The sequence below is a fragment of the Comamonas sp. genome (genome assembly GCF_036666375.1).
Classification (GTDB): Bacteria; Pseudomonadota; Gammaproteobacteria; order Burkholderiales; family Burkholderiaceae_C; genus Comamonas.
Map to the genome: position 1 here is coordinate 56,534 of NZ_JAVWWA010000006.1, position 26,932 is coordinate 83,465.

Annotated in this window: 28 protein-coding genes and 1 riboswitch; of the genes, 6 read left to right on the forward strand and 22 right to left on the reverse strand. The window is 67.2% G+C overall.

The window, feature by feature from the left end:
* Positions 1-36 precede the first annotated feature (36 nt).
* Positions 37-990 carry an HTH-type transcriptional regulator ArgP gene (locus RR928_RS02485; protein WP_332534334.1) on the forward strand — a complete coding sequence of 318 codons (954 nt, stop codon included), beginning with the start codon at positions 37-39 and terminating at the stop codon, positions 988-990.
* A gap of 11 nt (positions 991-1,001) precedes the next feature.
* Here the strand turns inward: RR928_RS02485 and RR928_RS02490 are convergent, their stop codons facing one another.
* Positions 1,002-1,493, reverse strand: a complete 492-nt coding sequence (locus tag RR928_RS02490) for a hypothetical protein (protein WP_332534335.1) — start codon at positions 1,491-1,493, stop codon at positions 1,002-1,004.
* 298 nt (positions 1,494-1,791) lie between these two features.
* Here RR928_RS02490 and RR928_RS02495 point away from each other — a divergent pair, with 298 nt between their 5' ends.
* Positions 1,792-1,935 carry a DUF3149 domain-containing protein gene (locus tag RR928_RS02495; protein ID WP_332534337.1) on the forward strand — a complete coding sequence of 48 codons (144 nt, stop codon included), beginning with the start codon at positions 1,792-1,794 and terminating at the stop codon, positions 1,933-1,935.
* 65 nt (positions 1,936-2,000) lie between these two features.
* Here the strand turns inward: RR928_RS02495 and RR928_RS02500 are convergent, their stop codons facing one another.
* Entirely contained in the window at positions 2,001-2,225 is a 225-nt protein-coding gene (locus RR928_RS02500) for a SlyX family protein (protein WP_332534338.1), read from the reverse strand.
* Positions 2,226-2,227: 2 nt separating this feature from the next.
* Positions 2,228-3,424, reverse strand: coding sequence for an aminotransferase-like domain-containing protein (locus tag RR928_RS02505; RefSeq protein WP_332681409.1), 1,197 nt, complete (start codon positions 3,422-3,424; stop codon positions 2,228-2,230).
* Between the two features lie 173 nt (positions 3,425-3,597).
* Between RR928_RS02505 and nth the strand changes: the two genes are divergently transcribed.
* Positions 3,598-4,236 carry an endonuclease III gene (gene nth, locus RR928_RS02510; RefSeq protein ID WP_332534340.1) on the forward strand — a complete coding sequence of 213 codons (639 nt, stop codon included), beginning with the start codon at positions 3,598-3,600 and terminating at the stop codon, positions 4,234-4,236.
* A gap of 9 nt (positions 4,237-4,245) precedes the next feature.
* On the opposite strand, the gene cobT is transcribed toward nth, so the two are convergent.
* The 14 genes from cobT to RR928_RS02580 form a co-directional block, all read right to left on the reverse strand.
* Entirely contained in the window at positions 4,246-5,319 is a 1,074-nt protein-coding gene (gene cobT / locus RR928_RS02515; RefSeq protein WP_332534341.1) for a nicotinate-nucleotide--dimethylbenzimidazole phosphoribosyltransferase, read from the reverse strand.
* Between the two features lie 152 nt (positions 5,320-5,471).
* Positions 5,472-5,966: a hypothetical protein gene (locus RR928_RS02520; protein ID WP_332534342.1), complete on the reverse strand. Its 495-nt coding sequence runs from the start codon at positions 5,964-5,966 to the stop codon at positions 5,472-5,474.
* 254 nt (positions 5,967-6,220) lie between these two features.
* Complete coding sequence (locus RR928_RS02525; RefSeq protein WP_332534344.1) at positions 6,221-6,607, reverse strand: hypothetical protein; 387 nt, start codon at positions 6,605-6,607, stop codon at positions 6,221-6,223.
* A 156-nt stretch (positions 6,608-6,763) separates the two neighbouring features.
* Positions 6,764-8,272 (reverse strand): cobyric acid synthase, encoded by a 1,509-nt coding sequence (locus tag RR928_RS02530; RefSeq protein ID WP_332681412.1) that lies wholly within the window; start codon positions 8,270-8,272, stop codon positions 6,764-6,766.
* Positions 8,269-9,297 (reverse strand): aminotransferase class I/II-fold pyridoxal phosphate-dependent enzyme, encoded by a 1,029-nt coding sequence (locus tag RR928_RS02535; RefSeq protein ID WP_442881900.1) that lies wholly within the window; start codon positions 9,295-9,297, stop codon positions 8,269-8,271. Before RR928_RS02535 ends, RR928_RS02530 begins: the two co-directional genes overlap by 4 nt.
* The gene (gene cbiB, locus RR928_RS02540; RefSeq protein ID WP_332681414.1) at positions 9,284-10,255 is read right to left on the reverse strand and encodes an adenosylcobinamide-phosphate synthase CbiB; all 972 of its coding nucleotides are present in this window, start codon (positions 10,253-10,255) and stop codon (positions 9,284-9,286) included. The genes RR928_RS02535 and cbiB overlap by 14 nt, the downstream gene beginning before the upstream one ends.
* Positions 10,255-10,971: a 5,6-dimethylbenzimidazole synthase gene (gene bluB / locus RR928_RS02545; protein ID WP_332681416.1), complete on the reverse strand. Its 717-nt coding sequence runs from the start codon at positions 10,969-10,971 to the stop codon at positions 10,255-10,257. The genes cbiB and bluB overlap by 1 nt, the downstream gene beginning before the upstream one ends.
* Positions 10,972-11,024: 53 nt before the next feature.
* Entirely contained in the window at positions 11,025-11,594 is a 570-nt protein-coding gene (gene cobO / locus RR928_RS02550) for a cob(I)yrinic acid a,c-diamide adenosyltransferase (protein ID WP_332534351.1), read from the reverse strand.
* A 59-nt stretch (positions 11,595-11,653) separates the two neighbouring features.
* Complete coding sequence (locus RR928_RS02555; protein ID WP_332534353.1) at positions 11,654-12,436, reverse strand: ABC transporter ATP-binding protein; 783 nt, start codon at positions 12,434-12,436, stop codon at positions 11,654-11,656.
* Positions 12,433-13,446, reverse strand: a complete 1,014-nt coding sequence (locus RR928_RS02560) for a FecCD family ABC transporter permease (RefSeq protein WP_332534354.1) — start codon at positions 13,444-13,446, stop codon at positions 12,433-12,435. The genes RR928_RS02555 and RR928_RS02560 overlap by 4 nt, the downstream gene beginning before the upstream one ends.
* A complete protein-coding gene (locus RR928_RS02565; RefSeq protein ID WP_332548847.1) occupies positions 13,443-14,318 on the reverse strand; it encodes an ABC transporter substrate-binding protein in 876 nt (291 codons plus the stop codon). Before RR928_RS02565 ends, RR928_RS02560 begins: the two co-directional genes overlap by 4 nt.
* 68 nt (positions 14,319-14,386) lie before the next feature.
* Positions 14,387-14,956 carry a bifunctional adenosylcobinamide kinase/adenosylcobinamide-phosphate guanylyltransferase gene (locus RR928_RS02570; protein ID WP_332534357.1) on the reverse strand — a complete coding sequence of 190 codons (570 nt, stop codon included), beginning with the start codon at positions 14,954-14,956 and terminating at the stop codon, positions 14,387-14,389.
* Positions 14,953-16,386: a cobyrinate a,c-diamide synthase gene (locus RR928_RS02575; RefSeq protein WP_332681419.1), complete on the reverse strand. Its 1,434-nt coding sequence runs from the start codon at positions 16,384-16,386 to the stop codon at positions 14,953-14,955. Before RR928_RS02575 ends, RR928_RS02570 begins: the two co-directional genes overlap by 4 nt.
* Complete coding sequence (locus RR928_RS02580; protein WP_332548845.1) at positions 16,368-18,224, reverse strand: TonB-dependent receptor domain-containing protein; 1,857 nt, start codon at positions 18,222-18,224, stop codon at positions 16,368-16,370. The genes RR928_RS02575 and RR928_RS02580 overlap by 19 nt, the downstream gene beginning before the upstream one ends.
* A 77-nt stretch (positions 18,225-18,301) precedes the next feature.
* Positions 18,302-18,539, reverse strand: a riboswitch (cobalamin riboswitch).
* A 128-nt stretch (positions 18,540-18,667) separates the two neighbouring features.
* Between RR928_RS02580 and RR928_RS02585 the strand changes: the two genes are divergently transcribed.
* From RR928_RS02585 to RR928_RS02595, 3 genes are all read left to right on the forward strand, one after another.
* On the forward strand, positions 18,668-18,883 hold the full coding sequence (locus RR928_RS02585) for a DUF904 domain-containing protein (RefSeq protein WP_213301761.1): 216 nt from the start codon (positions 18,668-18,670) through the stop codon (positions 18,881-18,883).
* Positions 18,880-19,251, forward strand: coding sequence for a cell division protein ZapA (locus RR928_RS02590; protein WP_332534363.1), 372 nt, complete (start codon positions 18,880-18,882; stop codon positions 19,249-19,251). Before RR928_RS02585 ends, RR928_RS02590 begins: the two co-directional genes overlap by 4 nt.
* Positions 19,252-19,675: 424 nt before the next feature.
* Positions 19,676-20,458, forward strand: coding sequence for a YoaK family protein (locus RR928_RS02595; RefSeq protein WP_332534458.1), 783 nt, complete (start codon positions 19,676-19,678; stop codon positions 20,456-20,458).
* Between the two features lie 99 nt (positions 20,459-20,557).
* Here the strand turns inward: RR928_RS02595 and RR928_RS02600 are convergent, their stop codons facing one another.
* The 5 genes from RR928_RS02600 to RR928_RS02620 form a co-directional block, all read right to left on the reverse strand.
* A complete protein-coding gene (locus RR928_RS02600) occupies positions 20,558-21,133 on the reverse strand; it encodes a hypothetical protein (RefSeq protein ID WP_332534365.1) in 576 nt (191 codons plus the stop codon).
* Positions 21,134-21,235: 102 nt separating this feature from the next.
* Positions 21,236-21,454: a CsbD family protein gene (locus RR928_RS02605; protein ID WP_332534366.1), complete on the reverse strand. Its 219-nt coding sequence runs from the start codon at positions 21,452-21,454 to the stop codon at positions 21,236-21,238.
* 549 nt (positions 21,455-22,003) lie between these two features.
* Positions 22,004-24,493, reverse strand: a complete 2,490-nt coding sequence (locus tag RR928_RS02610) for a sensor domain-containing protein (RefSeq protein ID WP_332534368.1) — start codon at positions 24,491-24,493, stop codon at positions 22,004-22,006.
* Positions 24,490-25,779 (reverse strand): HD-GYP domain-containing protein, encoded by a 1,290-nt coding sequence (locus RR928_RS02615; RefSeq protein WP_332534370.1) that lies wholly within the window; start codon positions 25,777-25,779, stop codon positions 24,490-24,492. Before RR928_RS02615 ends, RR928_RS02610 begins: the two co-directional genes overlap by 4 nt.
* 216 nt (positions 25,780-25,995) lie before the next feature.
* Entirely contained in the window at positions 25,996-26,712 is a 717-nt protein-coding gene (locus tag RR928_RS02620) for a sulfite exporter TauE/SafE family protein (RefSeq protein WP_332534372.1), read from the reverse strand.
* Between the last annotated feature and the right edge of the window lie 220 nt (positions 26,713-26,932).

Consider the following 26,932-nt stretch of genomic DNA (forward strand, 5'->3'; position numbering starts at 1 on the left):
AAAATTAAATTAGTTTCAACCTATTAAGAAGAACTGATGCTCGACTACGCCGGATTGGAAGCCTTGGCCGCGGTGGTGCGCGAAGGCAGCTTCGAGCGCGCCGCGCGCAAGCTGCATATCACCCCTTCCGCGGTATCGCAGCGCATCAAGCTGCTGGAGGAACGCGTGGGCCAGGTGCTGGTGCTGCGCGGCCAGCCCTGCACGGGAACCGAAGCCGGGCGGCGGCTGTGCCTGCATGTGGAGCAGGTCGCGCTGCTCGAGAACGAGCTGCGCCGCACCAATCCTGCCTTGGTGTCCGAAGGCCAGTTCATGCCGCCTACGCTCAAGCTCGCGGTCAATGCCGACTCGCTGTCCTCATGGTTCATGGATGCGATGGCGGCGTTCACGCGCGAAGGCAACGAGTTGCTCGACATCAGCATCGACGACCAGGACCATACGGCCAAGCGGATCAAGGAAGGCGAAGTGATGGCCGCGGTGACCGCGACATCGACCAGCATCACGGGCTGCAACACCTGGCCGCTGGGCTCGATGCGCTATGTCGCGGCGGCGAGCCCGGCATTCATGGCACAGCATTTCGCCGCCGGCGTGACGCCCGAGTCGATTGCGCGCGCGCCCATGCTCAGCTACGACCGCAAGGATGCGCTGCAGGACAAGTGGCTGCACGCCCAGGGACTGGCCACGCGCCACGGACCGCCCAAGCATTGGCTGCCATCGGCCTATGCTTTCGTGCGTGCGGGCGAGGCAGGCGTGGGCTGGGGAATGCAGCCGCTGCTGTTGATCCAGCGCCACCTCGACGCAGGCACGCTGGTGGAAGTGCTGCCCGATACGGGCGTCGATGTGCCGCTTTACTGGGCCCATGCGCGCAATGCCCAGGCCGGGCTGCAGCGATTGACGCATTGCGTGATCACGGCTGCTGCCGGTTGGCTGCAGCCCCTGCCAACGGATGGCCCAGAGTCAGGGGCTGCGGCGCCGAAAAAATCAGGCGGCTGAAACCAGGGTGTTCATTCCTGCTTGTTGAACACGTAATGTTCGTTGGCACGCTCCCAGGCGGCCTTGGCCGCGGGTTCGGCTTCGTCCCAGCGCAGGCGCGAGCCATGGGGCTCGCCGTGCCAGCGGCGCGACCAGTCGTCACGTACTTCGTCCCAACGGTCGCGTCCGGCCGCGCGGCCTTCCCAGCCCGCGCGGTAGGCTGGCGCGTAATCGTCATACGTGTAATCCGAGCGGTAATACGCTTCCTTGTCGTAGGTGCTGCGCCAATACGCGTCCTCGGCCGTGGGGTTGATGGCTTCGGCCACGCTGTGGCCTGCGAGCCCGCCGGCCACAGCGCCGACCACGGCACCCACGGCAGCGCCCACCGGACCGCCCATGGCACCCGCTGCGGCGCCAGCCAGCGCACCGCCGCCCGCGCCCAGGCCCGTGCCCACCGGGTGGGCTCCGGGCTCGTCCGTGATCGGGTCGAGATTGAGGTTCTTGCGTTGTTCGGGTGTGGTCATATGTGCTCCTGCTCAAAACAAAGGGCCATCGGCGAGCGGCTGTGCGGCCGCTGCGCCTGCTGCGGCGGGTCGGCAGCTTTCGCTGTCCGCCCGCAACCCCTTGAGCTTGCCTGCACAAAGCGCCGGCGCTTGTAGGCCAAACGACGACCCACTTGCGGGCCCAGACGCAATTCACCAGTGACGCGTGCGCGCGCGTTTCATCGCGGCGCTTGATCTGGCGCAAGCGGTGCCACCGGGTTCGCGGCGATAGTCCAGCCATGGCACTGGAACAGCACCCCGGGCCCGAATGGAGCTATGCATGAAATTGTGGATCGACCTGTTTTCTACCGACTATGGCCTGATGAGCCTGATATCCATTCTGCTGATCATTGGCATGGGCATCTTCTTCCTGCGCCTGTTCCTGGGCAAGATGAAGAACATCGCGAACAAGGCGCCTGAATAGACTGGCACGCTTCGGCAGGCAGCAAAAAAGGCTTCCTCGGAAGCCTTTGCGTTGATGAATCCCTCTCAATAGTGAGGTGGCAATTCGTCGCGCAGATTGCGCCCGCCCCCGCCGCCTTCGGCCGGCACCTGCTGGCGCAGGTTGCGCACTTCGGCGATCAGCGCGTCGATCTGCTGCTGCTGACGGTAGATGGTCATGTTCAGCTGATCCAGCGTGTCCTCGACGTAGCTGGCCTTGATCTCGAGTTCGGTGATGCGGTCCTGCGCGCGCTGCGCCTGTTCATCGGCCATGCTCAACCCTGCAACGCCTGACCCAGCCGGGCCATGCCGTCCTGGATCTTGGCCACATCGGCGGTCGCGAACGACAGCCGGAAGCTCGACATATCGGGATTCTGCGCAAAGAAAGGCGCACCGGGCACGAAAGCCACGCCCTTGTCGATCGCACGCTTGGCAAGCACGTTGGCGTCCTGCAACTGGCCGCGCGCTCCCGTGAGCTTGACCCAGAGGAACAACCCGCCCTGTGGCGCGACAAAAGTCACCGCATCGCCGAGCTCCTTGCGCAGCGCAGCGCCCATGGCCTGGGCGCGTTCGGCATAGACCGCGCGCACCTTGGCCAGCGTTGCGGGCATGTGGCCTGCCTTGAGGTATTGCGCCGCCGTCGCCTGCGCGAAGGTGCTGGTATTGGCATCGCTGAACTGCTTGCACATCACCGCGCGCTCGCGCAGCGCGTCGGGCGCGACCAGCCAGCCAATGCGCAGGCCGGGGCTGAGCACCTTGCTGAGGCTGCCGCAGTGGGCCAGCCAGTCGCGGCTGCCGGGCACTTCGGACGACAGCGCCAGCAGGCTGGGCGGCGGCGCGGCGTCGAAGTACAGATCGCCGTACGGATCGTCTTCGACGACCAGCGTCTGGTACTTGACCGCAAGTTCGAGCACCTTCTTGCGGCGCTCGAGACTCAGCGTCGCACCGCTGGGGTTGCCGAAGGTAGGGATCAGATAGACCATCTTGGGCTGGTGCTCGGCGATCAGTTTCTCGAGCGCGTCGGTGTCCACGCCCTGGGCATCGATGGGGGCGCTGATGACTTCGGCGCCGTAGAGGCGAAAGCACTGGATGGTGGCCAGGAAGGTCGGGCCTTCGACGATCACCTTGTCTCCGGGGCTGATCATGGTCTTGCCCAGCAGATCGAGCGCCTGCTGGCTGCCGGTAGTGACCACGAAATCGGTGGGTGCGACAGCGCTCACGCCCTTGCCGGCCATGAAGGCCGCGATCTGCTCGCGCAGCGGCTGGTAGCCTTCGGTGGCGCCGTATTGCAGCGCCGCGCCGGGCTCGGCGGTCAGCGCGGCCTGCGAGGCGGCGCTGATGCCGGCGACATCAAACAGCGCGCTGTCGGGGAAACCGCCGGCAAAACTGATGATGCCGGGCTTGCCCAGCAGCTTGAAAAGTTCACGGATTGCGGAAGTCTCCACATTGTTCAGACGCTCGGCGAATTGCATAGATAGGGTCCGTTTCAGCAACAAAATTCGGGGACGGTCGCGCGCGGCCGCCAACCCCCCATTTTTCATCAAATTTGCGCCGCGCGTGCGCAATGCGCGACGCCACCTTTGAACTGGCCCCAGCGCGCGTCCACACTTTGCCCGACAATCGCCTTTTGCCCCGGGTTACCCCCATGCAGACCGCGCAGATCGTTCCCTTTTTCGCCACGCTCAAGGCGGCCAATCCCATGCCCAACACCGAGCTCGAATACACCACGGTGTTCGAGCTGCTCGCGGCCGTGCTGCTGTCGGCCCAGGCCACGGATGTGGGCGTCAACAAGGCCACGCGCAAGCTGTTTCCCGTGGCCAACACGCCCCAGGCGATTCTGGACCTGGGCCTCGACGGCCTCGAGTCGTACATCAAGACCATAGGGCTGTACCACAGCAAGGCCAGGCACCTGCTGGAAACCTGCCGCCGGCTGGTCGAGCGCCATGGCGGCCAGGTGCCGCGCACGCGCGAAGCGCTCGAAGACCTGCCGGGCGTGGGCCGCAAGACCGCCAACGTGGTGCTCAACGTCGCGTTCGGCGAGCCGACCATGGCCGTGGACACGCATATCTTTCGCGTCAGCAACCGCACGGGGCTGGCGCCGGGCGCCAACGTGCTGGCCGTGGAGAAGCAGCTGCTCAAGCGTGTTCCGCCCGCCTATGCGGTCGACTCCCACCACTGGCTGATACTGCTGGGGCGCTATGTCTGCCAGGCGCGCAAGCCGCGCTGCTGGGAGTGCATTGTTTCGACCTACTGCGACTACCAGCCGAAAACGCCTGCGCCCTGAAGCCCGAACTCAGGCGCTGACGGCTTCGGTCTGCTGGCCCGCGACCCCGGCCGAAGCGAAGCTCGCCATGTCGCGCAGCATCGCGCAGGCCGATTCGAGCAGCGGCCAGGCCAGTGCCGCGCCCGAGCCTTCGCCCAGGCGCAGCCCCCAGTCGAGCAGCGGCTCGGCGCCCAGTGCCTGCAGCACGATGGTGTGGCCCGGCTCGCCCGAACGGTGGGCGAACACGCAGCGTTCAATCACGGCGGGGCGCAGGCGGCTCGCAACCAGCACCGCGGCGGTGGTGATGAAGCCGTCGACCACGATCACACGGCGCTCATGCGCGGCCTGCAGCACCGCGCCGACCATGGCCGCGATCTCGAAGCCGCCCATGGCCGCTAGCACGTCGAGCGGCTCCTCGACCCCGTCATGCCAGGCCAGCACTTCGCGCAGCACCTGCACCTTGCGCGCCACGCCCGCGGCATTGAGGCCCGTGCCCGCGCCCGTGACCTTGGCGACGTCGACCGCGCACAGACGCGCCAGCAGCAACGAAGCGCACGATGTATTGCCTATGCCCATTTCGCCCAGCAGCAAGGCATTGCCGGGCAGCGCCTGCACCAGCGCCGCGCCATGGCGCATCGCGGTGTCGCACTGCGCGGCGGTCATCGCATCGGTTGCCGAGCAGTCCTGCGTGCCATGCGCCACCTTGCAATGCCACAGCCGCGGCCGGCCGGCCACCACGGGGCGTTCGGCGAAATCACGCGCCACGCCGCAATCCATCACATGCAGCGCCAGGCCGTTTTGCTGCGCCAGCACGCTCACCGCCGCGCCGCCGGCGAGAAAATTCTCCACCATCTGCCAGGTGACATCGACCGGATAGGCCGAGACGCCGCGCGCCGCAAGTCCATGGTCGGCGGCAAACACCACCATCTGCGGCTGCTCGAGTCGCGGCGCCTCGGAGTGCAGGATGCCGGCCAGTCTATGCGCGGTGCGCTCGAGCAGGCCCAGCGAACCCAGTGGTTTGGTCTTGTGGTCGATCAGCGTCTGCACGCGCGCATTCCATACAGGGTCATGGATGGAAGGTATTTCAGGCAAAAAACGAGTCATCGCGCACCGGCCAGCATAAAGTCCAAAGACCGCCAGTATCGCCGGCCTGGGCGCGGCATGGGCCGGGACTGCGCATCCGCGCGCCACCGTCAGGGTCTTGCCCGGACATGAAAAAAGGCCCCGAGGGGCCTTCTATGCGCAGTGCGTTGCGATTACGGCCGCACCGGCACCTGTTCGGTGTACTCGCGCAGCACGCCGCCGTCCTTCACGCTGCCGCTGACTTCGGCGGAACGCACACGGTCGGCGCACGAGCGGCGGTCTTCGGCTTCGCGGAACACTTCGCAGCGTGCCAGCGCATTGCGCTGGTACTGGTCCATGTCCTGGCCGCGCGGCATGCGGCCGGCGCGCTCTTCGGCACGCACTGCTGCGGCTTCGTGCTCGTGCGGGTTGGAATACTTGCCGCGCTGACCATGATGGCGCTCGTCCTTGTGACCGCGGTGGTCACGCTTCATGTGGTGCGGCTTCTTGCCGTCATGCTGCGCGGCGCCCAGCGGTGGCGGCGGCGGCACGGGTGCCTGGGCGCCGGCGGGCGGCGTGGCGGCCCCTGGCGCCATGGGCGCAGGGGTCTGGGCATTGACGACGCCCAGCGCGCACACGGCGGCGGCGCACAGCGTCATTTGCAAGGAGCGGGACCAGGTGGACTTCATGGTGGTTTTCTCCAAAGTGAATCGATCGAAGAGGAGGAACTAAGCGCTTGCCTCCTCGCTACGTTTCACAGCTTGGGGCAGTTTGCGCGCCGGGCTTATAAGCCCAGCCCGCCTGCGTCTGCAGGCGCGAACCTACAACGGCGGCCCTGGGCCGCGGCGCGAAGCCCGCAAACCAGGCGCTGCGCGGCAGTGACCGGAGACAAAAAAAGGCCCCCGAAGAGGCCTTTGCGGGTTGCCGCCACGCGGTCTGGCCGTTACTTGCCGCCGGCACCGACAGGCGCCTGAGCGGGCTTGCTCACTTCAGACTCCGACTGCGACATGCCCTTGCCGCTGGCCGGTGCCGGCGACGACTGCGCCTTGCCGTCGCGCGAGCCGGCGCGCGGCGCCGGCGCCTGGGCCGGCTTCTTGGCTTCGGATTCCGACTGCGTCATTCGATGCGTGGGCGATGAATGCTGCATGCCGTCGCGCGCTCCCGGCTGCACTGCGGGCGCCTGCGCGGGCTTGCTCACTTCCGACTGCGACTGCGACATCCCGGTGGCGCCGGCGGGGGGCGGAGTCTGGGCGTTGGCGGCGCCAAAGGAACACAGGGCAGCAGCACACAGAGTCATTTGCAGCGAGCGGGACAAGGTGGTGGATTTCATGGTGTTTTTCTCCAAAGTGAAAGGACACGATCGAGAGGGTTTCCGAAGCGGAATGGCAACCTCTTGGACGCGTGCCTCAGCTTGGGGCCGTACATTTTGAAGCCTTATCAGCCCATCCCGCCTGCGAACGCAGGCCCTGACCTACAGCCTGCAGGATCACTCTCGCGCCGGCTGCGGCGCAAACCATTCATCCACCCCGGCAGCCAGCCGCTCGAACACGCTGTCCAGCGTAGGAGCGCTCGCGCCAAGCAGGGCTTGCACGACAGCGGCGTTTTCAAACATGCCATGCCAGTAGCTGCCCAGAATGCGGCCTTCGGCGCCTTGCCAGACCAGGCCCGGCACGAGTTCATGCACGCCCTGGCCAGCGGCCACCATGTCGTCGCGCACGCTCGTGCGGCCATGGTGGATTTCATAGACCTGCATTTCCACGCCCGACAGCGCCTGCCAGGGCGCATCGAGCGCCGGCATGCGCACTGCAGCGCGCAGCAGCCGCTTGTCGAGGTCGAACACCGTGACCAGCGGCAGCAGCCCCAGACCGGCCTCATTGCCGTCGACGCCGTGCAGATCGATCAAGGCTTCGCCCAGCATCTGCAGGCCGCCGCAGATGCCCCAGAGCCGCCCGCCCTGCGCGACATGGGCCGTGAGCGCCGCGTCCAGCCCCTGGCGGCGCAGCCAGCGCAGGTCGCTGGCCGTGGCCTTGGAGCCCGGAAGAATCACCCAGTCGGCGCCCTGCAGCTGGGCCGGGCTGCGCGCCCAAACCAGGCGCACGCCGGGCACGTTGATCAAGGGCTGGAACTCGTCGAGATTGCTCGCACGCGGATAGGCGACCACGGCCACCGTGGTGTGCACCACGGCGCCGGCGTCGAGGTCGTCGGCGCCCGCGTCATACACCCCATCTTCCTCGGGCAAGCCATGGCGTGCGAGCCTGGGAATGGTCGCCACGACGGGCACGCCGGTCAGCTCCTGCAGCATCTGCGGGCCGGGAGCGAGCAGGCGCGCGTCGCCGCGGAACTTGTTGAGCACGAAGCCGCGTATCAGCGCCTGCTCCTCTGCGGGCAGCAGCGCCCAGGTGCCGTAGAGATGCGCGAACGCCCCGCCGCGGTCGATATCGCTGACCAGCAGGCAATGCGCCTGGGCGTGGCGCGCGACGCGCATGTTGACCACATCGCTGCTGTGCAGATTGATTTCGGCGGGCGAGCCCGCGCCTTCGATGATCACCACGTCGTTCTCGCTGCGCAGCGCGTCCAGCGCCTGGGCGATGCGCGGCCATACATGGGCGCTGCGCTCGCGCCAGGGCAGTTGCGTGAGCGCGCTGTCGACCTGGCCCAGCATCACCACCTGGCTGCGCATGTCGGCTTCGGGCTTGAGCAGCAGCGGGTTCATGCGCACGTCGGGCGCGCAGCCCGCGGCCAGCGCCTGCAGGTACTGCGCCGTGCCCATCTCGCCCCAGGCGTCGCCTGCGGCCGGCACCACGCGCGCATGATTGCTCATGTTCTGCGCCTTGAACGGCGCGACCTTGAAGCCCTGGTTGCGGTACCAGCGGCACAGCGCCGTGGTGACCCAGCTCTTGCCCGCGCCGCTGCTGGTGCCCAGCACCATCACGCACAGCGCGGGACGTTGGCCCGGCGTGGGCAGGGGAAGCGAAGTGCTTGTCGAGGAGTTCATGGTGTGTTCCTGATGGATTGCGCAGCGCGCCAGGCCTGGGCCAGCGCCTGCTGCGACGCCGGAGGCAGCACCCCCAGCCGTACCGCTGCGGGCAGGCCGAAGCTCGCCGCGTCGCGCAGTTTGATGCCGTGTTCGCTGCGCAGCCAGGCCAGGCGCGCGGCCATGCCCGCATGCTCGGCGCGCGGCCAGCGCGCGACAAAATAATTCGCCAGGCTGCCAGGCTCCACATGCCAGCCCAGCGCCGCGCACAGATCGATCTGCGCGGCCTTCCACTGCGCCAGCTGGATGCGGCTGCGCGCTATCCACTGCTGCACGGCGGGCGTGGTCCAGGCTTCGAGCAGGGCCACGCCATGCGCGCCCACGACCCACGATGGCGCGAGCGCCTGCAGTGCGGCGATGTGCGCTTCGGCGCCTTCGGGCGCGAGCGCATAGGCGGCGCGCACCCCCGTCATGCCCAGCACCTTGTTGGGCGTCCAGACCTGCCAGACACCGGCGGCTGCGGCGCTTGGCTGCCCGTCCAGGCGCAGCGGCTGGTAGGCGCAGTCGAGCACGCGCAGATCGGCGCCTGCGCCGTTATCCGCCTGCCAGCGCGCCAGCGCGGGATCGGCCTGGCCCAGCGGGCTCGAAGGTTCGCAGGCCCAGTGCAGCGCGCGCGCTTGCATTGCGCCGCTGTCGCGTTCGCACGCCAGCCCCCAGACGCGCGCCGCCTGCGCATAGTCGCCATAGCTGTGCGCGGGCAGCACCGCGCGCTGCAGTCCCAGCCGCGCCGCATGGGCGCTGATGCGGAAAATGAACTCGCTGGCACTGCCCGCGAGCACGACACGTTGCGCGGTCACGCCATGGAAATCGCCCAGCCGCTGGCGCAGCGCGCCATAGGCGGGATCGGGGTACTGCTGGGAATGCGCGGATTGCAAGGCATCCAATGCCTGCGGACAGGGCCCGCAGGCATTGCGATTTGTCGAAAAATCGTGCGCGGGCACGCCCTGCGCATCGGTGCCGCCATGGCAGTTTTCAAGCATTTGCATACCCATGGATCGCGGCCAGCGCGGCCAGCCCGCCCAGCAGATGCACTGCGCGGCGCGTGAGCCGCAAGGCCTGGGCCGTATGTCGCGCTTCGGGCGCGGGGCCCGCGGCATGCAGCACATAGGAGCCGGGCTTGCCCAGGCGTACATCGAGCGCCAGCGCCAGCGCGGCCATGGGCCAGCCGCCGTTGGGCGAAGGCGTGCGCCGGCTTTCGCGCCACAGCCGCACGGGCGACAGCCCGCCCGCGGCCAGTGCAATCAGCGCCGCGGTGATGCGCGCCGGAATCCACGACAGCAGATCGTCGGCGCGCGCGGCCCATTTTCCGCCCCATTGCCAGTGGCGCCCGTTGCGCCAGCCCGGGTAGCCCCACATCGCATCGGCGGTATTGGCAAAGCGGTACAGCGCCGCGCCGGGCAGGCCCAGCAAGGCAAACCAGAACAGCGGCGCAATCACCGAATCATTGAGGTTTTCGGCCAGTGTCTCGAGCGCGCTTTCACGCACTTGCTCCGCGCTCAATTGCGTCACATCGCGGCTCACCAGCCACGACAGCCGCTCGCGCCCGGCCGCGAGCGACTGCTGCAGCGCCGTCTCGACGGCCTGCACCTCGGTCTGCAGCATGCGCCAGGCAAACAGCGGCTTGAGCAGCAGCGCGAGCAGCGCAAGCGCCAGCCACGGCGACAGCGCCAGCAGCAGCGACTGCAGCGCCGCATACAGCGCGCTCACCAGCAGCGCACCCAGCGTCCAAGCCAGCGCTCCGCGCGCAAAGGCGCCGCGGCCCTGGTGCCAGTCGCCAGGCGCGATGGCCTTGTCGGCGGCTACCCAACGCCCGCTCCAGGCGAGGAAATGGCCCATGGCCACCACCGGGTGCAGTCGCGCGGGCGGCTCGCCCAGGACACGGTCTACGGCCAGCGCCAGCAGCGCGGCCGCCGTGACCATGAGCCACCACGGCCCCGCATCCATCAGCACGGATCGGCCGGAGCCGGCCGGCCCCAGGTCTCATCGAACAGCATGTCGGCCAGCACCGCGCGCTGCGCCCATTTTTCCTGCTGCAGCATGGGCTCGGCATAGAACGCGGGCACCGGGCCCAGGCACAGCACGGCCAGCGGCCGGCTGCCTTCGGGCATATTCAGCAGCGCGGCCAGCGCGACCGGATCGAACAGCGACACCCAGCCCATTCCCAGGCCTTCGGCGCGCGCCGCGAGCCACAGGTTCTGGATCGCGCAGGCCGCCGAGGCGACGTCCATCTCGGGCAGCGTGCGCCGGCCGAACACATGCTGCTCGCGGCCCGGCGGCATGGCCAGCACCAGCACCTCGGCCGCATCGAGCACGCCCTGGACCTTGAGCCGCATGAAGTCGCTTTCGCGTTCGCCCAGCGCCTGGGCCGTGCACTGGCGCTCGGCTTCGACCAGCGCATGGATGCGCTCGCGCATAACGCGCTCGCGCACGCGGATGAAGCGCCAGGGCTGCATGAAACCGACGCTGGGCGCATGGTGGGCGGCGCGCAGCAGGCGCAGCAGCACGTCCTCGGCCACCGTGCCGCCGCTGAAATGGCGCATGTCGCGGCGTTCGTGGATGGCGCGATAGACCGCGGCGCGGTCGGGTGCATCAAAAGGCACGGCGGCCAGCGTGGCGCCGGGCAGATCTGCGGCGTTGGCCGGGCCTGGAATGGGGGTCATGGTGGGGCCGTTTCTTCAAGCCAATCGGTCAGACCATTGTCCGCTCGGCGCCATCAGTCTTCAATGCCGCGTTGCGCGGGAACACCCGCCTGGAACGCATGCTTGACCAGCGTCATTTCGGTCACGGTGTCGGCAATCTCGATGATCTCGGGCGGGCAGCGCCGGCCGGTGAGCACCACATGCACTTCGCGCGGCCGCTCGCGCAGCGTCTGCAGCACGGGCTCGAGCGGCAGCCAGCCATAGATCAGCGGGTAGGTGATCTCGTCAAGCACCACCATGAAATGCGCGCCCGAGAGAATGGCCGTGCGTGCCCGCTCCCAGCCTTCGCGCGCGAGCTGGGCCGAATGCTCCTGGTCCTGGCTTTTCCAGCTGAAGCCGTCGCCCAGACCTTCGATGGGCATGCCCAGCTGCTCGAACATGCGGTGCTCGCCAAAGCGCGCCGTGGGCACTTTCATGAACTGGAAGATCTTGACGGACTTGCCGCGGCCGTGGGCGCGCAGCGCCAGGCCGAACGCCGCCGTGCTCTTGCCCTTGCCATTGCCGGTATTGACCAGCACCAGGCCGCGGCGTTCGCCTTCGGGCTTGGTATAGGGCTTTTCGGTCGGGGCTTGTTCGATTTCCATGGAAGATACTTTCAACGAAGTGGGATGGCCGGGGACGCGGCCCCGGGAGAAAAATTCAATCAGCTCGGCGCGGGCAGGCGCGGCAGCGCCACCCATTGGCCGTCGATGGCGCGCACCTGTATGCGGTCGTCGAACACCTGTTCGAGCGCACGATGGGTCGCGGCGTCGGCGCAGCCGCCCTGGTGCAGCACGCGGCCTTGCGCGATCACCACCAGTTCCTGGGCCTGCAGCGCCATGGAGACTTCATGCAGCACGCTGACCACCGTCGTGCCCTGGGCGACGAGTTCCTGCACGCATTGCAGCCAGTCGGTCTGGTGCGGCGGGTCGAGGTTGGCCAGGGGCTCGTCCATCAGCAGCACCTGGGCCTGCACGGCGAGCGCGCGCGCCAGCAGCACGCGCTGGCGCTCCCCGCCCGAAAGCTGGCCCAGGCTGCGCGCGCGCCAGTCCCAGCTCTGCGTGCGGCGCAGCGCCTGCTCCACGGCCGCATGGTCGAGTGCCGACGGCGCGCCCAGCCAGGGCTGGTGCGGCAGCCGGCCCAGCATCGCGACGTCATAGACCGACATGTCGCCCGCCGCGGCCTGGTTCTGCCCCAGCCAGGCCATGGTGCGCGCGCGCGCACGGCCGTTCCAAGCGTGCAGTTCTCGGCCCTGCAGCAGCACCCTGCCCTTCTCATGGCCCATGCCCGCGAGCGCGCGCAACAGCGTCGATTTGCCCGCGCCGTTGGGCCCGACGATGCTGGTCCAGCGCCCCGCGGGCAGGAGCAGCGCCAGCTCATGCAGCACCTGCTGGCCGCCCAGCGACACGCAGAGGCTTTCGGTTTCGAGCGCCCAGGCTTGCGTCATGCGATCTCCTGCACATTGCGTCTGTGCATCAGCCACAGCAGATAGGTGCCGCCGAGCACGGCCGTGAGCACGCCCACGGGCAGCTCCTGCGGCGCGATCAGCCAGCGCGCCAGCAGATCGGCGCCCAGCAGCAGCACCGCGCCCATGCCCGCGCTCAGCAGCAGCAGCCAGCCGTGCATGGCGCGCACCAGCGAGCGCACCAGATGCGGCGCGGCCAGGCCGACGAAAGCAATCAGCCCGGTCTGCGCGACGGCCGTGCCCGTGGCCAACGCCATCACCACGATCAGCAGCAAGCGCAGCGGCGCCAGCGGCAGCCCCAGGCTCAGCGCCGTTGATTCGCCCAGCGCCAGGCCGTCGAGCACACGGCTCAGCGACCAGGCGAGCAGTACCACCAGCGCCAGCACTGCGGCCATGAGAGCGCACGCGCCCCAGCCGACAAACGAAGTGCTGCCCAGCATGAAGGACTGCATGGCCTGCATGATTTCGGGTGACAACATCAGCACCATCGACGAGGCCGCGCCCAGCACCACGCCCACGACCACGCCCGCGAGCAGCAGGCGCATGGTGTTGTGCGCGCCCTTGGCAAGCAGCAGCGTCAGCAGCACCGCGCCCACGGCGCCGGCGAACGCCGCGCCGGTGATGCCCAGGCGCAGCAGGCCTTGCAGCGCGAACGGCGAGACGCCCAGCGCGGCCATGGCCAGCGCCACGCCCAACGAGGCGCCCGAAGCGCTGCCCAGAAGATAGGGGTCGGCAAGAGGATTGCGGAACACGCCCTGGGCGACCGCGCCCGCAAGGCCCAGCAAGGCGCCCGCGAGCCAGGCGCCCACGGTGCGCGGCAGGCGGATATCGCGCACGATCTGCCAGGCCAGCGGGTCGGCGTCGGGCGCCGCCAGGCGCCAGACGCTTTCCCAGCCGGTGCTGCCCACGCCAGCGCCCAGCAGCAGCAGCAACAGGCTGGCCAGCAGCAGCGCCAGCGCGAGCCAGGCCGGGCGCAGCGGGTTGGCGCTCATGGGTAGACCTTCTGCACGCAGCGCGCCATCGCCATCGCTGCCTCGGCGATGCGCGGGCCGGGGCGTATCACGAGGTCGGCTTCGGCGCCGGCGAAACGGCAGATGCGACCCGACTGCATCGCGCGCAGCGCCGACCAGCCGGGATAGGGCTCGCGGCTTTCGCCCAGACTGCGCACCCCGCCCATCAGCAGATCGGGGTCGGCGCGCACCACGTATTCGGGATTGAGGCGCGGAAACGGCCCCAAGGCCGCGGGCACGATGTTGACCAGCCCCAGCCGCGCCAGCGTCTCGCCGATGAAGGAATTCTCGCCCGCGGCAAACGGCCCGCGGCTGGCTTCGAAGTACACGCGCTGGCCGCGCGCCTGCGCGGGCATGGCGCGCGCGGCTTCGGCCAGGCCCTGCTCCATGCGCGCCCAGACCGGCTCGGCGCCCTGGGGCAGCGCAAGCATCGTCGCGAGCGTGCGCAGAACGCCATGCACTTCGGCATGGGTGCGCGGCTCCAGCGCGATCACCTTGAGGCCCAGCGCCTCCAGACGCCCAATGGCGCGCGAAGCGACCGAAATCAGCACCACGTCCGGGCGCAGCGCCAGCACGGCCTCGATGTTGGGCTCCAGATTGCCGCCCAGGCGCGGCAGATGGGCCAGCGCGGGCGGCCAGGTGGTGTAGCGGTCCACGCCCACGATGCGCGTGCACGCGCCCAGCGCGCAGACCGATTCGGCCAGCGAGGGCAGCAGGCTCACGATGCGCTGCGGCGGCGCGGCCAGCTGCACCGCCCTGCCGCGCGCGTCGGTGAGCGTGATCGCCGCTGCGGCGGGCGCAGACGACACCTGCGCATTCGCTTCCATGCCGGGCAGCGAGGCGCTCAGCAGCATGGCAGCCAATATTGCAGATTGGAACGATGCCGCGATCTTCTTCGCTGCATGTAAGCTAGTTTGAGCTGTCATTTTTCGCCCTTGAGCACCAGCGGCAGTCCGGCGCACATGAGCGTCGCGTGGCTGCAGGCCGCGGCCACGCGCTGGTTGAGCACGCCCAGCGCGTCGACAAACGCGCGCACTTCGCGGCCCAAAGGAATCACGCCCAGGCCGATCTCGTTGCCCACGATCACCACGGGCCCGGGAGCGTGCGCGAGCGCATCAACGAACGCATCGGCCTGCTCGGCCCAGGTCTGCGCCCCAGGCAAATGGGCATTCATGGGCATCATCCAGTTGGTGAGCCACATGGTGAGGCAGTCGATGACCAGCAGGCAGTCGGGCCGGCTGCGTTCGCGCAGCGCCGACGCCAGGTCCAGCGGCACTTCGATGGTGGCCAGGCCCGGAACGCGCGCGGCGCGGTCGTGCTGGTGGCGCGCGATGCGCGCCGCCATTTCAGCGTCATAGGCCTGGCCCGTGGCCAGCAGCCAGGCACTGTGCGCGGGCGACTGCGCAATCCATTCCTGGGCCAGGTTTTCGGCGCGGCGCGACTTGCCGCTTTTCTGCCCGCCCAGGATCAATTCGCTGCGCGCTGTCGTCATGCGTCCAACTCCCCGTCTTGCCGGTCGGCCCGCGCGCCCAGCAGCGCAGCGATGGCGCGCGGGTGCGAGGCGAACCAGGCATGGAAAAAACTCGCGTGCAGGCTGCCATGGCGGTACAGCCACTCGCCATTGTCCGCTCCCGGCGCTTCATCGGGCCGGTGGCTGCGGCCCAGCGGCGTCGCCGCGCTGTCCAGCCGCGCGTAGTGGAAAGTGTGGCCGCGCAGCGTGCCCCAGGGCGTGGTCAGTTGCTGCATTCCCAGGCCGGCCAGGCGCTTTTGCATCTGCGCCCTGCCCGGCATCAGCCCCCACAGCGGCGCCCAGCTGCCGTCGGCGGTGGTGATGCCTTCGCTGAGCGCGAGCATGCCGCCGCACTCGGCCCAGATCGCCTTGCCCGCGCGCCAATGGGCCAGGATGTCGGCCTGCAGGGCGCTGTTCGCGACCAGGCGCGCGGCATGCAGCTCGGGGTAGCCGCCGGGCAGCCACAGCGCGTCGCATGCGGGCAGGCGCTCACCGGCCAGCGGCGAGAACATGCGCAGCTCGGCGCCCAGCGCGCGCAGGCATTCAAGATTCGCGGGGTAGACAAAGCTGAACGCCGCATCGTGCGCCACCGCAATCACACGGCCCGCGAGCCACGGGCCCAGGGCTTCGGGCTGATCGGCGGCGGGCAGCGCGGGCGGCGCAAACTCCACCGCCCATTGCTGCCAGTCCTGCCAGCTGCGCTGGCCCAGCGGCGTGGCGGCCAGCGCATCGGCCGCGGCGTCCAGCCGCTGCATGCCGTCAGTGAGTTCGTGCGCCGCGACCAGGCCCAGATGGCGCTGGGGCAGCAGCGCAGCGGCGCCCGACGCAGCGGCGCCCGGCGCGGGCTGGGCCTTGGCATCGGCGCTGATGCGCTGCACCGCGCCCTGCCACAGGCTGTCCGCGCGCACGCCGGCCTGCAGCAGCTGCGCATGGCGCACACTCGCCACGCGGTTGGCGAGCACGCCGGCCCAGCGCAGCCCCGGCTCGAAATGCTGCAGCCCATGGGCCAGCGCGCCCAGCGTGGCCGACATGCCCGAAGCGTCTATCACCGCGAGCACGGGAATGTCCAGCAGCCGCGCGAGATCGGCCGCGCTGGGGCTGCCGTCGAACAGGCCCATCACGCCTTCGATCAGGATCAGGTCGGCGCTGCACGCGGCCGCGTGCAGGCGCGCGCGCGCATCGGCCTCGCCCGTCATCCACAGGTCCAGAGAATGGACCGGCGCGCCGCTGGCGAGCTGGTGCCAGTGCGGATCGAGATAGTCCGGGCCGCATTTGAAGACCTGCACGCGCCGGCCCTGGCGCGTGTGCAGGCGCGCCAGCGCGGCGGTGAGCGTGGTCTTGCCCTGGCCCGACGCGGGCGCGGTGATCAGCAGCGCGGGGCAGCGCACGGAATTCAAGGTGTGGGAGTCCATTGCAGGCTCACGAAGAAGCGCCGGCCTTCGGTGGCGTAGGTGGCGGCGGTCTCATAGTGTTTGTCGAACGCATTGTCCAGGCGCGCGAGCAGCTTCCAGTCGCGCGCGAGCGTCTTGCTCGCCGAGAGATTCCACAGCGCATAGCCGCCCAGCACCTTGGTGTTGGCCGCGTCGTCGAAGCGGCGCGCGCTCCACTGCACATCGGCACCCCATTGCCAGCCCGCGATCCGGCGGCTTGCGCCCAGCGTGCCGAACTGTCTGGCGCGGCGCGTGAGGTACAGGCCGGTGGCGCCGTCCTTGGCCGAATTGAAGTCGAGCGCGCCATGCCAGCGCACGCCCAGCGCCTGGGTCGCGGCGGCCAGCGTCAGGCCCTGGTATTCGGCCTGGGCGACGCTCACGTAGCAGCCCTGCGCGCTCGCGCAGCCGCGCGCGCCGGCCTGATACGACACCTGGTCGCTCACGCGGTTGCGATAGGCCGTGGCCGAGAATTCATTTTGCTGCGCGCGGTAGCGCAGACCCAGCTCGAGGTTGCGGCCGTTTTCGGGCGTCAGGCTGGCCGTGCCGTAATTGCTGAAGCGCTGGTAAAGCGTGGGCGCGCGAAACGCCGTGGCCGCTGCGGCCGTCGCGCGCCATTGCGGCGTGAGGTCGTAGCCGTAGGCCAGGCTGCCGGTTTGCTTGCCACCGAACTCGCTGTCGCTGTCGTGGCGCAGCTGCGCCTGCAGATGCTGCTTGCCCGCATGCCACTGGTAGCCCAGCGCCAGCGCGTTCTGCGCGCGCTCGCGGTCCACGGGCGCATTCTGCAGCGCGTCTTCGCGGCGCTCCAGCGTCGCCGAGAAGGTCTGCGCGCCCAGGCGCCACTGGTTCTGCCAGGACAGGCCGCGCAGCTGCGTGGTGCTCAGATAGGCCGTGGGCGTGGTCTCGTAGCGATCCTCGGACGCATTGAGCGCGAGCACGCTGCTCCAGCGCTCGCTCCACTGCGCGCTCCACTCCATGCCCGCGGCATGCATGCGGTGCAGGCTGCGGTCATCGACGCCCGGCCGGGTGCTGTTGTCGTAGCCCGCGTCGATGTCGCTGGCCAGCAGCGAAGCGCGCAGTTGGTGCTGGTCATTGATGCGCCAGCCCAGCCGCGCCGCGCCCGACAGGCTCTTGTAGCCATCGCGGTCGGCGTTGCGGCTGGGGCGCACATCGAAGCCGTCGCTGCGTTCGCCGGCGATGTCCAGCGCATAGTCCCAGGCCTTGTCTTCGCCGCCCACGCCGCTGACACCGGCCTGGGCGCGCCGCGTGCCGTTCGAGCCCAGGCCCACCGACACCGACGGCGTGAACCCCTGCTCGGCACGGCGCGTGAAGATCTGCACCACGCCGCCGATCGCGTCGGAACCGTAGATGGCCGCGGCCGGGCCGCGCAGCACTTCGATGCGATCGATCATGGCCAGCGGAATGCTTTCCCAGGTCGGGCCGCCGCTGCCGCTTTGCGAGGAAAAGCGGATTCCGTCGATATAGACCGCCGTATAGGCGGTATCGGCGCCGCGCAGCATGACGCTGGTGGTATTGCCCAGGCCGCCGTTGCGCACCATCTGGATGCCCGGCAGGCGCGCGAGCACATCGGCCAGACCGGTCGCGCCGCTGGCCTCTATGGTCGACCGGTCAATGACCGACATGTCGGCCAGCAGCTGCTGCGCGGACTGGGGTGCGCGCGCGGCCGTGACCACGGTCGTCGTGCTCTGGGTTTCGGCCAGCGGCTGGGCCTGCACGCCGGGGAAAACAGCCGACAAGGCCAGGGCCAGAACGCAGGGGCGCACGCACAAGGGCGCGGCAGCGCCAGAAGAAGGGTAAAACATGAGTATCAACGTGAAGGCACCCGGCGCCGACCTTCCCGTCAGCTATGGGTCAAAGCAATCCGTGTCGCGGGCGACGGCGGACCACACCTCGTTGGCCGGTATCCGGGCTGGGCGGAGCACACTCTTGCAAGCCTTCCCAGCGCAGCGCCAGTGGCAAGTAAAGAAGAGCCGAGCATCGCAAAAACACTCATCCGCTGACCGTTGCGGGGGCAGCGCAGGCACGGAATATCCGCATCGCGGCGACTCCTCCCTGCTTCCCGTTGAACTGCGCGCCCGGGAGCCAAGCGCACGAGCACCAACGGCGGTGATTGTATCCGCGCCCGCTTTCCATGGGCCGGCCCTGCCGTTTTGTAGGACGACGGAGAATTTGCGGCGCCATCCAGCGCCTTCGCTACTGTTTCTTACGCATATCCCGGGCTACAAGTTCTACAATCAGCGAGTCTATGTCTGCCCAGTCACCCCTCGACCTTATTTCCGACCGCGTGGAGCGACTTCTGTTGCGCCACGAGGAGCTTCAGCGCACCAATGCCCTGCTGGCCGAGCAGGTCGCTGCACTGACCCAGGAGCGCGATTCGCTGCGCTCGCGCCTGAGCGCCGCGCGTGCGCGCGTCGATGCGCTGATCGAACGCCTGCCCAGCAACGAGGGAGCCGGCATATGAAGCAACTTGATGTCCAGATCCTGCACCAAAGCTATCTGCTGACCTGCCCCGAAGGCCACGAGGAGCGCTTGCTCGAAGCCGTGTCCCGCGTCAACGACACCATGGCCCGCATCCGCGATGCGGGCAAGGTGCGCTCGCGCGAGCGTGTGGCGGTGCTGGCAGCGCTCAACATGGCGTTCGACATCGTGACCGCCGAGCGCGCCCCCGCGCCCGAGCCTGTCGAGCCGCCCGCTGAGGTCGAAGAAGATCCGGCGGCCGCCGACGCCTGGGCCCAGGCCATGATCCAGCAGCAGGCCGACGCGCAGCGCATCGTGGCGCTGCTCGAACGCCTCGACCAGGCGCTCGAGGCCGACGCACAATTACTGTAAAAAATCGGCCCGGCCGCGCCAAGCTCCGCGCATCCGCACTACAATGAAAGCGTCTGCGAATCTGCCGGGCTTTATATTTCCTTGAACCAATGCTCATTGAGCCCGGGCTTGGTACATCGCTTGATGAGCGTGATCGTCTCGCGTTAGATGAACCCAACGTCAAGCTGCCCTTGCCCCCCTGAACCCCGGTTCAGGATGCCGGTCCGGTGTTTCGCAGACACCTTATTTCTTGTGCAAGTTGCGAGCGTTCATCGCCGCCGCCAGTGACTTGCACAGCTGTTTTGAATTGAATTTGCCCGCTGATGCGGGCTTTTTCATTTTCGCCCCCGTTGCGGCAGCGGGCTGGCCCGCTGGTCGAGGCCCGCCAAGCGGTCAGCTGCAAGCGCAGGGCGCATTTCGCAAAAACAGGTCCGTGGAGCTTCCTATGCGCAGACTTCGCCATCTCACCAATCGCCACCGTGCACGTTCCACCAATCTGGCCCTGGGGTGGCTGCTGGCGTTCAATGCGGGGGCGGTCAATGCAGGCGGATTTCTGGTGCTGCACATGTACACCTCGCACATGACGGGTTTTGCCTCGCAATTGGCAGACGGCCTGGTGCTGGAAAACGGCAAGCTGCTGCTCAATGCGCTGGGCGCCATCTTGTCTTTCATGACAGGCGCCGCCGTGTGCGCGGTGCTGGTCAACTGGGGACGCCAGCGCCAACACTACAGCGTCTATGCCCTGCCCTTGATGCTCGAGGCGCTGATGCTGCTGCCTTTCGGCATCATGGGCGCGGCGACGCTTGCCTGGAACACGCCGTTTGCCGTTCCGCTCACCGTGCTGCTGCTGTCCTTCATGATGGGCCTGCAAAATGCCGTGGGCTCCAAGACGTCGGGCGGAAGCACGCGCACCACCCATATGACGGGCAACTTCACCGATCTGGGCATGGAACTGGGCAAGATGCTTTTCTGGCGACGCCACGCCGGCACAGCGCTGGCCGACGCCCAAGCGGTAAGGCACGACTGGACGCGCATGCGCACCTGCGCCGGGCTCATAGGCATGTTCGTGCTCGGCAGCCTCGCCGGCGCACTCGGGTTCAAGCACATCGGCTTCTTCTGTGTCGTTCCGCTGGCGGCACTGCTGCTCGCACTCTCCGTGCCGCCTTTCCTGCGCGACGCCAGGCGCTCGAGCATGCGGCTCGCGGACTTCTTGAAAGCCAGCGATTGATTTCAGGCGCAAAAAAACCGCAGTTCCCGTGAGAGAACTGCGGCTTGCGTGCATCAGCCCGGGGCCCGCAATACGGGCCCTCAGAGCTGCTGGAGCCTGTTATTGGCCGTGGACGCGCTTGGCGTCGGCCACGCACTTGTCCTTGACATCGCCGCTCAGAGCATCGCAACGCTCACGCGCTGCCTTGTATTCAGCTTCACGCACGTTCTGGTTCGCATCCTTGCGCGCTTCCGACACGTCGGCAGCCTTCTTGGCGGGGGCTACGTTGGTCTCGGCGCGCGCATCCGCAACCTTGGCGGCTTCCAGCGCCTTCACATGCTCAGCCTTGGCATCCTTGACGCAGACATCCTTGGGGTTGCCCTTCAGGTCATCGCATTTTTCCTTGGCGACGTCATAGGCGGCATCCGCCTTGGCCTTGGCCAGGTTGTGGCGATGGCGCTCGCTGGCATCGCCGCGGTAGTCGAGTTCGGCTTCGGCGACCTTTTCACGGCCCTTGGCTTCTTTCTCGCAGACATCCTTGGCATTTCCCATCAGGGATTTGCATTGTGCCTTCGCTGCCTTGTAATCAGCGCTGATCTGATCCTTGGCCGCCTTGTGCTCAGCGGGCGTCATGGCGAACACCGACGACATGCAGGCAACGGCGCAAACGGCGGTCAGTTTTTGTTTGAAGTTCATGATTATCTCCCTGTATTTTTAACGCGCAGTCATGGGCAATGGAATCAACTCTTGAAAACCATGCGCGACTGCATTGGACAAGCTCGTGGACGGCGAGAACCGTTATTTATCGAAACGGAAGTCGGGATTGCGCTTTTCCCATTCCTTCAGTTGCGTTTCGGCTTCATCCTTCAGAATGCCTTGTCGCTCCTGGATCTTGCCGATGAACTGATCTCGCTTGCCGGCGATGACGTCAAGATCATCATCAGTGAGCTTGCCCCACTGCTCGCGGATCTTGCCCTTGAATTGTTTCCAATTTCCTGCAATTCGATCTTCGTTCATAAAAAATCCTTTTTTTATCTAAGCAGGCCGCAATTGCTGCCTGCTGATTTTCAAACACATTCACCAGAAAGCGAAATGTGTATTTAATGTATATCGCCTTCTCGAGCTGACTTGTGGGATAGGAAGTTTTATGCCAGTCGGCTTAGGCCTACACGAAACAAGCCTGACAATCAAAAACAACAGGCGATAGTATTTATTAATTCAACGTTTTATGTACACGCGAAATTAATATCATCACAAGAAAGTGTATCGATATACATCATTAACTTGCGCGCATTTTCATTCTGAAACCAATTCAGCAAGAAAATCCGGCCAGCAGGCCGCAGCGCCACTGCGAACGGGCTGCAAAAGCGTATTCGCCCGGGCCCCAACCTGCGCCCGCTGCACCATGCGGCAGGCGACGGCGCAAGGCGCACCGTGCACCGCTTCTGGAGGGGCCAACCCCCGCAAGGCTTGCGGTCGAGGTCAGGCGCGGCCGGCAAGGCGCGGCCGGCAAGGTGCATTGCCTGCGCCTGGCACAACGACGCAGCAAATTCCGTCTGGCCGCTCTTACTGGCGTCCCGAACTTCCGCTTTGCAGGCCCAGCCCCTGGCCCGGGACCGCGCCCGCATGCCAGTCATCTTCGCCCAGCACGCCCTGCTCGCGCATGCGCGCGCCGAAGGCTTCGGCCGGAAGTCCGGGAGAGCACAGAAAGCCCTGGAAGAAATGGCAATGCAGATCGCGCAGGCAGTCGCGCTGCTCGCTGGTCTCCACGCCTTCGGCAACCACTTCCGTGCCCAGCGCCTTGCCCAGACTGATGATGGCGCTGACGATGGCGCGATCGCCTTGATCGTGCGGCAGGCCGCGCACAAACGACTGATCGATCTTGATCTTGGCGATAGGCAGCTTCTTCAGATAGCCCAGGCTCGAGTAACCCGTGCCGAAATCGTCGATCACCAGGCCCACGCCCAGGTCGGCGATGGCGCGCACACGCGCCGCCATTTCCTGCGCATCCTGCAGCAGGATGCTTTCCGTGAGCTCGAGTTCGAGCAGGTGCGACGGCAAGCCATGGCGCAGCAGCAACTGCTGCAGCCGCTCGACGAAATCGGTCTGGCGGAACTCCAGCGCCGAGACATTGACCGACACCTTGAGCGGCAGGCCCTGATCGCTCCAGTGCACGGCTTCGCGGATCGACTGCTCGAGCACCCAGGCGCCTAGCGTCACGATGTAGCCCGACTCTTCGGCCATGGGAATGAACACCGCGGGCGACACCACGCCGAATTCGGGGTCGGTCCAGCGCAGCAGCGCCTCGGCGCCCATGATGCGGTTGCTGCCGATATGCACCTGCGGCTGGAAATAGACGGCCATGCGGTTGTGCTCGAGCGCCTGGCGCATCGCGTGTTCGAGCTTCATGCGCGACAGCAGGCCCGAGTTCATCTGCGGCTGGTAGAAGCTGTAATGGCCGCGGCCGCGCTCCTTGACGCGGTACATCGCGGTATCCGCCTGCATGATCAACTCGTCCAGCGTGTGGCCGTGGCTGGGGTACTGGGCCACGCCGATGCTGCACTGCACCGAGAACCCCAGTCCATCAAGCAGGAAAGGATGCAGCATTTCACCCAGGATGCGCTGCGAGACGCTGGCCGCCAAGGCCTCGTCGCAGCCTTGCAGATAGAGCACGAACTCGTCACCGCCCAGGCGGCTGAGCATGTCGGCCGAGCGCAGGCAGGCCTGCAGGCGCTCGGCGACCAGCTTGAGCACGCGGTCGCCGAACTGATGGCCCAGCGAATCATTGATGATCTTGAAATGGTCCAGATCGATGAACAGGATGGCGAACACTTCGTGGGTATCCGCGGCGCGCTCTATGGCCTCGCCCACATGCGCTGCCAGGCTCAGACGGTTGGGCAGGCCGGTGAGCGCGTCGCTGAAGGCCAGCTCCTCGATGCGTTGCTGGGCCTGCTGCTGCTGCGTCAGGTCGCGCATGAAGCCTATGGTCTGAAACACCACGTTGTGCGCGTCGCGCAATGCCACCCATGACAGGCGCACGGGGCAGCGCTGGCCCGCGCCCTGCTCCAGCCAGAGGTTGCCCTGCCAGAAGCCCCCGGTGCTCCACTCCTGTTGCGCCGCCGCATACCAGTTGGGGGGCGTGCTGCTGCCGAAAAGATCGCGCACGTTGCGCCCCGCGCAATTGCGCTCGCCCATCAGCCGCCGGCAGGCGGGGTTGGCGCGCACCAGGCGGTGCTCAGCGTCGGCAATGAAAATTGCGTCCAGGCTGCAGTCGAACACCCGTGCCGCGAGCTCCAGCCCGGCCTGCACTTCCACTTCGCGCGTGATGTCGCGAAAGGTATGGATACGTCCTATCGGCGCGCCCCGCTTGAGCTGGGGCACGGAGCGCCGCTCGATGATCTGCCCGCCATCGAGCGCCAGCACATCGGTGCTTTCGAGCAGGGGCTGGCGGTGCAGCTCCTGCAGACGCAACGCATAGCCTTCGCGGTCAATCACCTTGCCGGCCATGTAGTCGAGAATGCTCGCGTCGTTGCGCTCCACCAGCATGTCGCGGGGCAACCCCCAGATGGTCGCCAGCCGGTGATTGAACGCGCGTATGCCGCCGTCCTGGCTGCAGACCAGCATGCCGTCGGCCGTCGAATCGAGCGTCGCGCGCAGATCGGACAGCAGCGCTTCGAGTTCGTTCTCGTTGCGTGCCTGCTCGCTGCGGTCGAGCATGCTGAGCATCAGCCACCCCGCCGCGCCGCCCGAGGGGAAAGCGATGCGCTCGACGCGCTGCTCGACCGGACGCAGCACGCCATCGCGGCACAACACCTGGGTCAGCGTCTGCGAACCGGTACGCCATTGGTTGGCGTCTTCCCAAAGACACAGATCCTGGGGCGTGGCCGCAAGCGCCTGCACGGGCATGCCCTGCATGGTCTCGCGGTCATAGGCCGTGAGCTTCTCGGCCGCACGATTGGCGAAACGTATGCTGAGCGTTTCTTCGTCGATCAGCCAGACCGCCTCCAACAGCGCATCGAGCGTCTGATGCCAGAGGGCTTCGAACGACTGGCTCATGGTGTCGCTGCCTTCGGGCTGCAAGGCTCCACGGCGCGTTCGAAAAAGTAGCAGATGCGTTGCCTGGGCGAAAGATAGCTCAGTGCCTCGCGCGGCAGCTGGTCCGGTCGCAGGCTGCGCCGTATGCCGATTTCATCGAACATCTCGAGGTCCAGCGGCAGCGCCTGCGCCAGCGGCACCTGCGCGTCATAGACCAGCACCTGCGGCTTGAGCGGACGCGAGCTGTTGACCGAAACGACCATTGCGAAGCGTCCGTCCGCGAGCTGCACCACCGAGCCCGGCGGGTACACGCCCATCATGCGGATGAAAGCTTTCAGAATGGTCGGGTCGAAGCGTTCGCGTTGCTGGGCATAGAGCACGGACAGGGCTTCATGGGGCGTCTGCCCTTCCTGCGCGTGTTCGGGGTTGCAAAGGCGGTCGTAGGAATTGACCAGGCACAGCACCTTGCCCGCAGCGCTCAGGTCTTCGCCTATCAGATGCAGCGGAAAGCCGCTGCCGTCGATAAACTCATGGTGCTGGGCCATGGCCGTGAGCACGTCGCTCGACACGCCCATGCCCATCGCCAGCGCCACCGAATCGCCGACATGATTCTCATACTGCGCGCGCGGCGGCGGCGCCGCGCCCGGCTTGGAATCCTTGCCTATGTCATGCAGCAGCGCCGCAAGGCCCAGTTCGTAAAGATCCGCCGCGTTCATGCCCAGCGCGCGGCCCAGCAAGAGGCACAGCACCGTCACGTTGACCGGGTGTTCGGACTGGCGGTGGCCCGAGCTTTCGGACAGCAGGCGTATCACCAGATCACCGGTGGGCAATACGTCCTGGAGATAGCCCTGGACCATGCCGTGACTCTTGGCGAGGGCCTGCTCGGGCTGCGCGGCCGCGCAGTTGAACACCTGCATGTATTCGCGCGCCGCGGCGCGAAAGCGCTCATCGCAGCGCTGCCACAGCGGCGGCAGCCCATGCAGGGGCAGCTCCGGCTCGGCGGGCGGCGACTGCGCAAGCGCCGCCTCCTGCGGCTCGGCGCCTTCGCGCCCCAGTGTCAACCGCTCCTCCCGGGCCGACGCCGCGTCGTCATTGTCCGCCGTCTCTGTATCGAAGGAAGCGATCTCGCTGCGCGCGGGAAAATAGCGGATAACCTCGAGCCCCAGCGCCTTGACGGTCTGGAGCTGGCTATCGGAAACAATGCGAAAGCTGTTGACGGGAAAGGGATGGCGCATCCAGCCGACTTCCAGCTGGATGTACATGCCTACACGCAAGGCATTCGGATTGATCAGGACAGAGGAATTCACTGGTGAAAGCGATACAGTACAAAAGGTTGCACAACTGTCCAATTGTTTCGGCCATTATCGCCACTTCTTGAGGCCATGCATGCGTTCTCCAGGCCCGCTGGGCTTTTTTGCAGGCCTTGGTAGCGATAACAGCTTGCCACTCGGCAGGCGCTTTTAACATGGGACAAAACCCACTCCACTGAAATTGGATAAGGCCCGCTCAGGCCCCTGGCAACGCTATCTGCACCACAGCGAAGGTTTGTAGACCAGGTCCATCCACAGCGCCCAGGCCGCGACGCCAAACAGCATCAGCCCGGCGGCGCGGCTGCCCCAATCGGCGCGCCAGCCATTGAGCCGGCCGCGCAGCTGCCCCCAGAGCCAGGGCGCGGCCACCAGCCACAGCCCGCTGCCGACGGCGAACGCGGCCATGGACAATGCCCCGGCCAGCGCCCCGCCGCTCAGGCCCGCGACCAGCAGCGCCGAATACAGCAGGCCGCAAGGCATCAAGGCCCAGACATAGCCGGTCGCCAGGCTGCCGCCGGGCGCCGTCACCACGGGCTGCACGCGCCGCCACAGCGCGCGGCCCGCTTCCTCTATCCAGGCCGGCTGGCGCGCCTGGACCATCATCAGAATGCCCCAGACCATGATCGCCAGGTGCATGAAAGTCCAGACCGGCCCCATCGCCGTGGTACGCATGTTGAGCCAGGCCAGGCCTTGGACAGCGACCGCGGCCAGCGCGCCCAGGCTCGCATAGCCCGCGATGCGTCCCGCATGAAAAAGAGCGCTGCGCTGCCACAGGCGGCTGCGCCGGCCATGGACCTGGACCACGCTCGCGGATGCAGCGCCGGCCGGCGCCGCAGTCACCAGCGCGCAAGGCGCGGCGCACATGGCCAGGCAATGCGGGCCGCCCATCAGGCCCATCACGGCAGCAGTCCCAACCAGCGAAAGCAACATAAGCCCGGCGCCTGGTCACGCAGGCAAGAAAGTGTGGAGAGCGCGCTTCGACAGGCTCAGCGCGAACGGAGTGCCGCGCTTAGACAGGCTCAGCGCGGACTGGGTACTGCGCTTCGGCCGGTTCAGCGCGAACGGGAACGAGGCCGGACACGAACGCCCGGGCCAGGCCGCAGACAAGCCTAGATGATCCGTGAAAACCGCGCGCGGTTCCTGTCGGCCT

What these genes read in the sequence shown, in the direction of transcription:
- RR928_RS02485 (WP_332534334.1), top strand. Translation starts at nt 37, where the DNA reads ATGCTCGACTACGCCGGATTGGAAGCCTTGGCCGCGGTGGTGCGCGAA.
- RR928_RS02490 (WP_332534335.1), bottom strand. Translation starts at nt 1,493, where the DNA reads ATGACCACACCCGAACAACGCAAGAACCTCAATCTCGACCCGATCACG.
- RR928_RS02495 (WP_332534337.1), top strand. Translation starts at nt 1,792, where the DNA reads ATGAAATTGTGGATCGACCTGTTTTCTACCGACTATGGCCTGATGAGC.
- RR928_RS02500 (WP_332534338.1), bottom strand. Translation starts at nt 2,225, where the DNA reads ATGGCCGATGAACAGGCGCAGCGCGCGCAGGACCGCATCACCGAACTC.
- RR928_RS02505 (WP_332681409.1), bottom strand. Translation starts at nt 3,424, where the DNA reads ATGCAATTCGCCGAGCGTCTGAACAATGTGGAGACTTCCGCAATCCGT.
- nth (WP_332534340.1), top strand. Translation starts at nt 3,598, where the DNA reads ATGCAGACCGCGCAGATCGTTCCCTTTTTCGCCACGCTCAAGGCGGCC.
- cobT (WP_332534341.1), bottom strand. Translation starts at nt 5,319, where the DNA reads ATGACTCGTTTTTTGCCTGAAATACCTTCCATCCATGACCCTGTATGG.
- RR928_RS02520 (WP_332534342.1), bottom strand. Translation starts at nt 5,966, where the DNA reads ATGAAGTCCACCTGGTCCCGCTCCTTGCAAATGACGCTGTGCGCCGCC.
- RR928_RS02525 (WP_332534344.1), bottom strand. Translation starts at nt 6,607, where the DNA reads ATGAAATCCACCACCTTGTCCCGCTCGCTGCAAATGACTCTGTGTGCT.
- RR928_RS02530 (WP_332681412.1), bottom strand. Translation starts at nt 8,272, where the DNA reads ATGAACTCCTCGACAAGCACTTCGCTTCCCCTGCCCACGCCGGGCCAA.
- RR928_RS02535 (WP_442881900.1), bottom strand. Translation starts at nt 9,297, where the DNA reads ATGCAAATGCTTGAAAACTGCCATGGCGGCACCGATGCGCAGGGCGTG.
- cbiB (WP_332681414.1), bottom strand. Translation starts at nt 10,255, where the DNA reads ATGGATGCGGGGCCGTGGTGGCTCATGGTCACGGCGGCCGCGCTGCTG.
- bluB (WP_332681416.1), bottom strand. Translation starts at nt 10,971, where the DNA reads ATGACCCCCATTCCAGGCCCGGCCAACGCCGCAGATCTGCCCGGCGCC.
- cobO (WP_332534351.1), bottom strand. Translation starts at nt 11,594, where the DNA reads ATGGAAATCGAACAAGCCCCGACCGAAAAGCCCTATACCAAGCCCGAA.
- RR928_RS02555 (WP_332534353.1), bottom strand. Translation starts at nt 12,436, where the DNA reads ATGACGCAAGCCTGGGCGCTCGAAACCGAAAGCCTCTGCGTGTCGCTG.
- RR928_RS02560 (WP_332534354.1), bottom strand. Translation starts at nt 13,446, where the DNA reads ATGAGCGCCAACCCGCTGCGCCCGGCCTGGCTCGCGCTGGCGCTGCTG.
- RR928_RS02565 (WP_332548847.1), bottom strand. Translation starts at nt 14,318, where the DNA reads ATGCTGCTGAGCGCCTCGCTGCCCGGCATGGAAGCGAATGCGCAGGTG.
- RR928_RS02570 (WP_332534357.1), bottom strand. Translation starts at nt 14,956, where the DNA reads ATGACGACAGCGCGCAGCGAATTGATCCTGGGCGGGCAGAAAAGCGGC.
- RR928_RS02575 (WP_332681419.1), bottom strand. Translation starts at nt 16,386, where the DNA reads ATGGACTCCCACACCTTGAATTCCGTGCGCTGCCCCGCGCTGCTGATC.
- RR928_RS02580 (WP_332548845.1), bottom strand. Translation starts at nt 18,224, where the DNA reads ATGTTTTACCCTTCTTCTGGCGCTGCCGCGCCCTTGTGCGTGCGCCCC.
- RR928_RS02585 (WP_213301761.1), top strand. Translation starts at nt 18,668, where the DNA reads ATGTCTGCCCAGTCACCCCTCGACCTTATTTCCGACCGCGTGGAGCGA.
- RR928_RS02590 (WP_332534363.1), top strand. Translation starts at nt 18,880, where the DNA reads ATGAAGCAACTTGATGTCCAGATCCTGCACCAAAGCTATCTGCTGACC.
- RR928_RS02595 (WP_332534458.1), top strand. Translation starts at nt 19,676, where the DNA reads ATGCGCAGACTTCGCCATCTCACCAATCGCCACCGTGCACGTTCCACC.
- RR928_RS02600 (WP_332534365.1), bottom strand. Translation starts at nt 21,133, where the DNA reads ATGAACTTCAAACAAAAACTGACCGCCGTTTGCGCCGTTGCCTGCATG.
- RR928_RS02605 (WP_332534366.1), bottom strand. Translation starts at nt 21,454, where the DNA reads ATGAACGAAGATCGAATTGCAGGAAATTGGAAACAATTCAAGGGCAAG.
- RR928_RS02610 (WP_332534368.1), bottom strand. Translation starts at nt 24,493, where the DNA reads ATGAGCCAGTCGTTCGAAGCCCTCTGGCATCAGACGCTCGATGCGCTG.
- RR928_RS02620 (WP_332534372.1), bottom strand. Translation starts at nt 26,712, where the DNA reads ATGTTGCTTTCGCTGGTTGGGACTGCTGCCGTGATGGGCCTGATGGGC.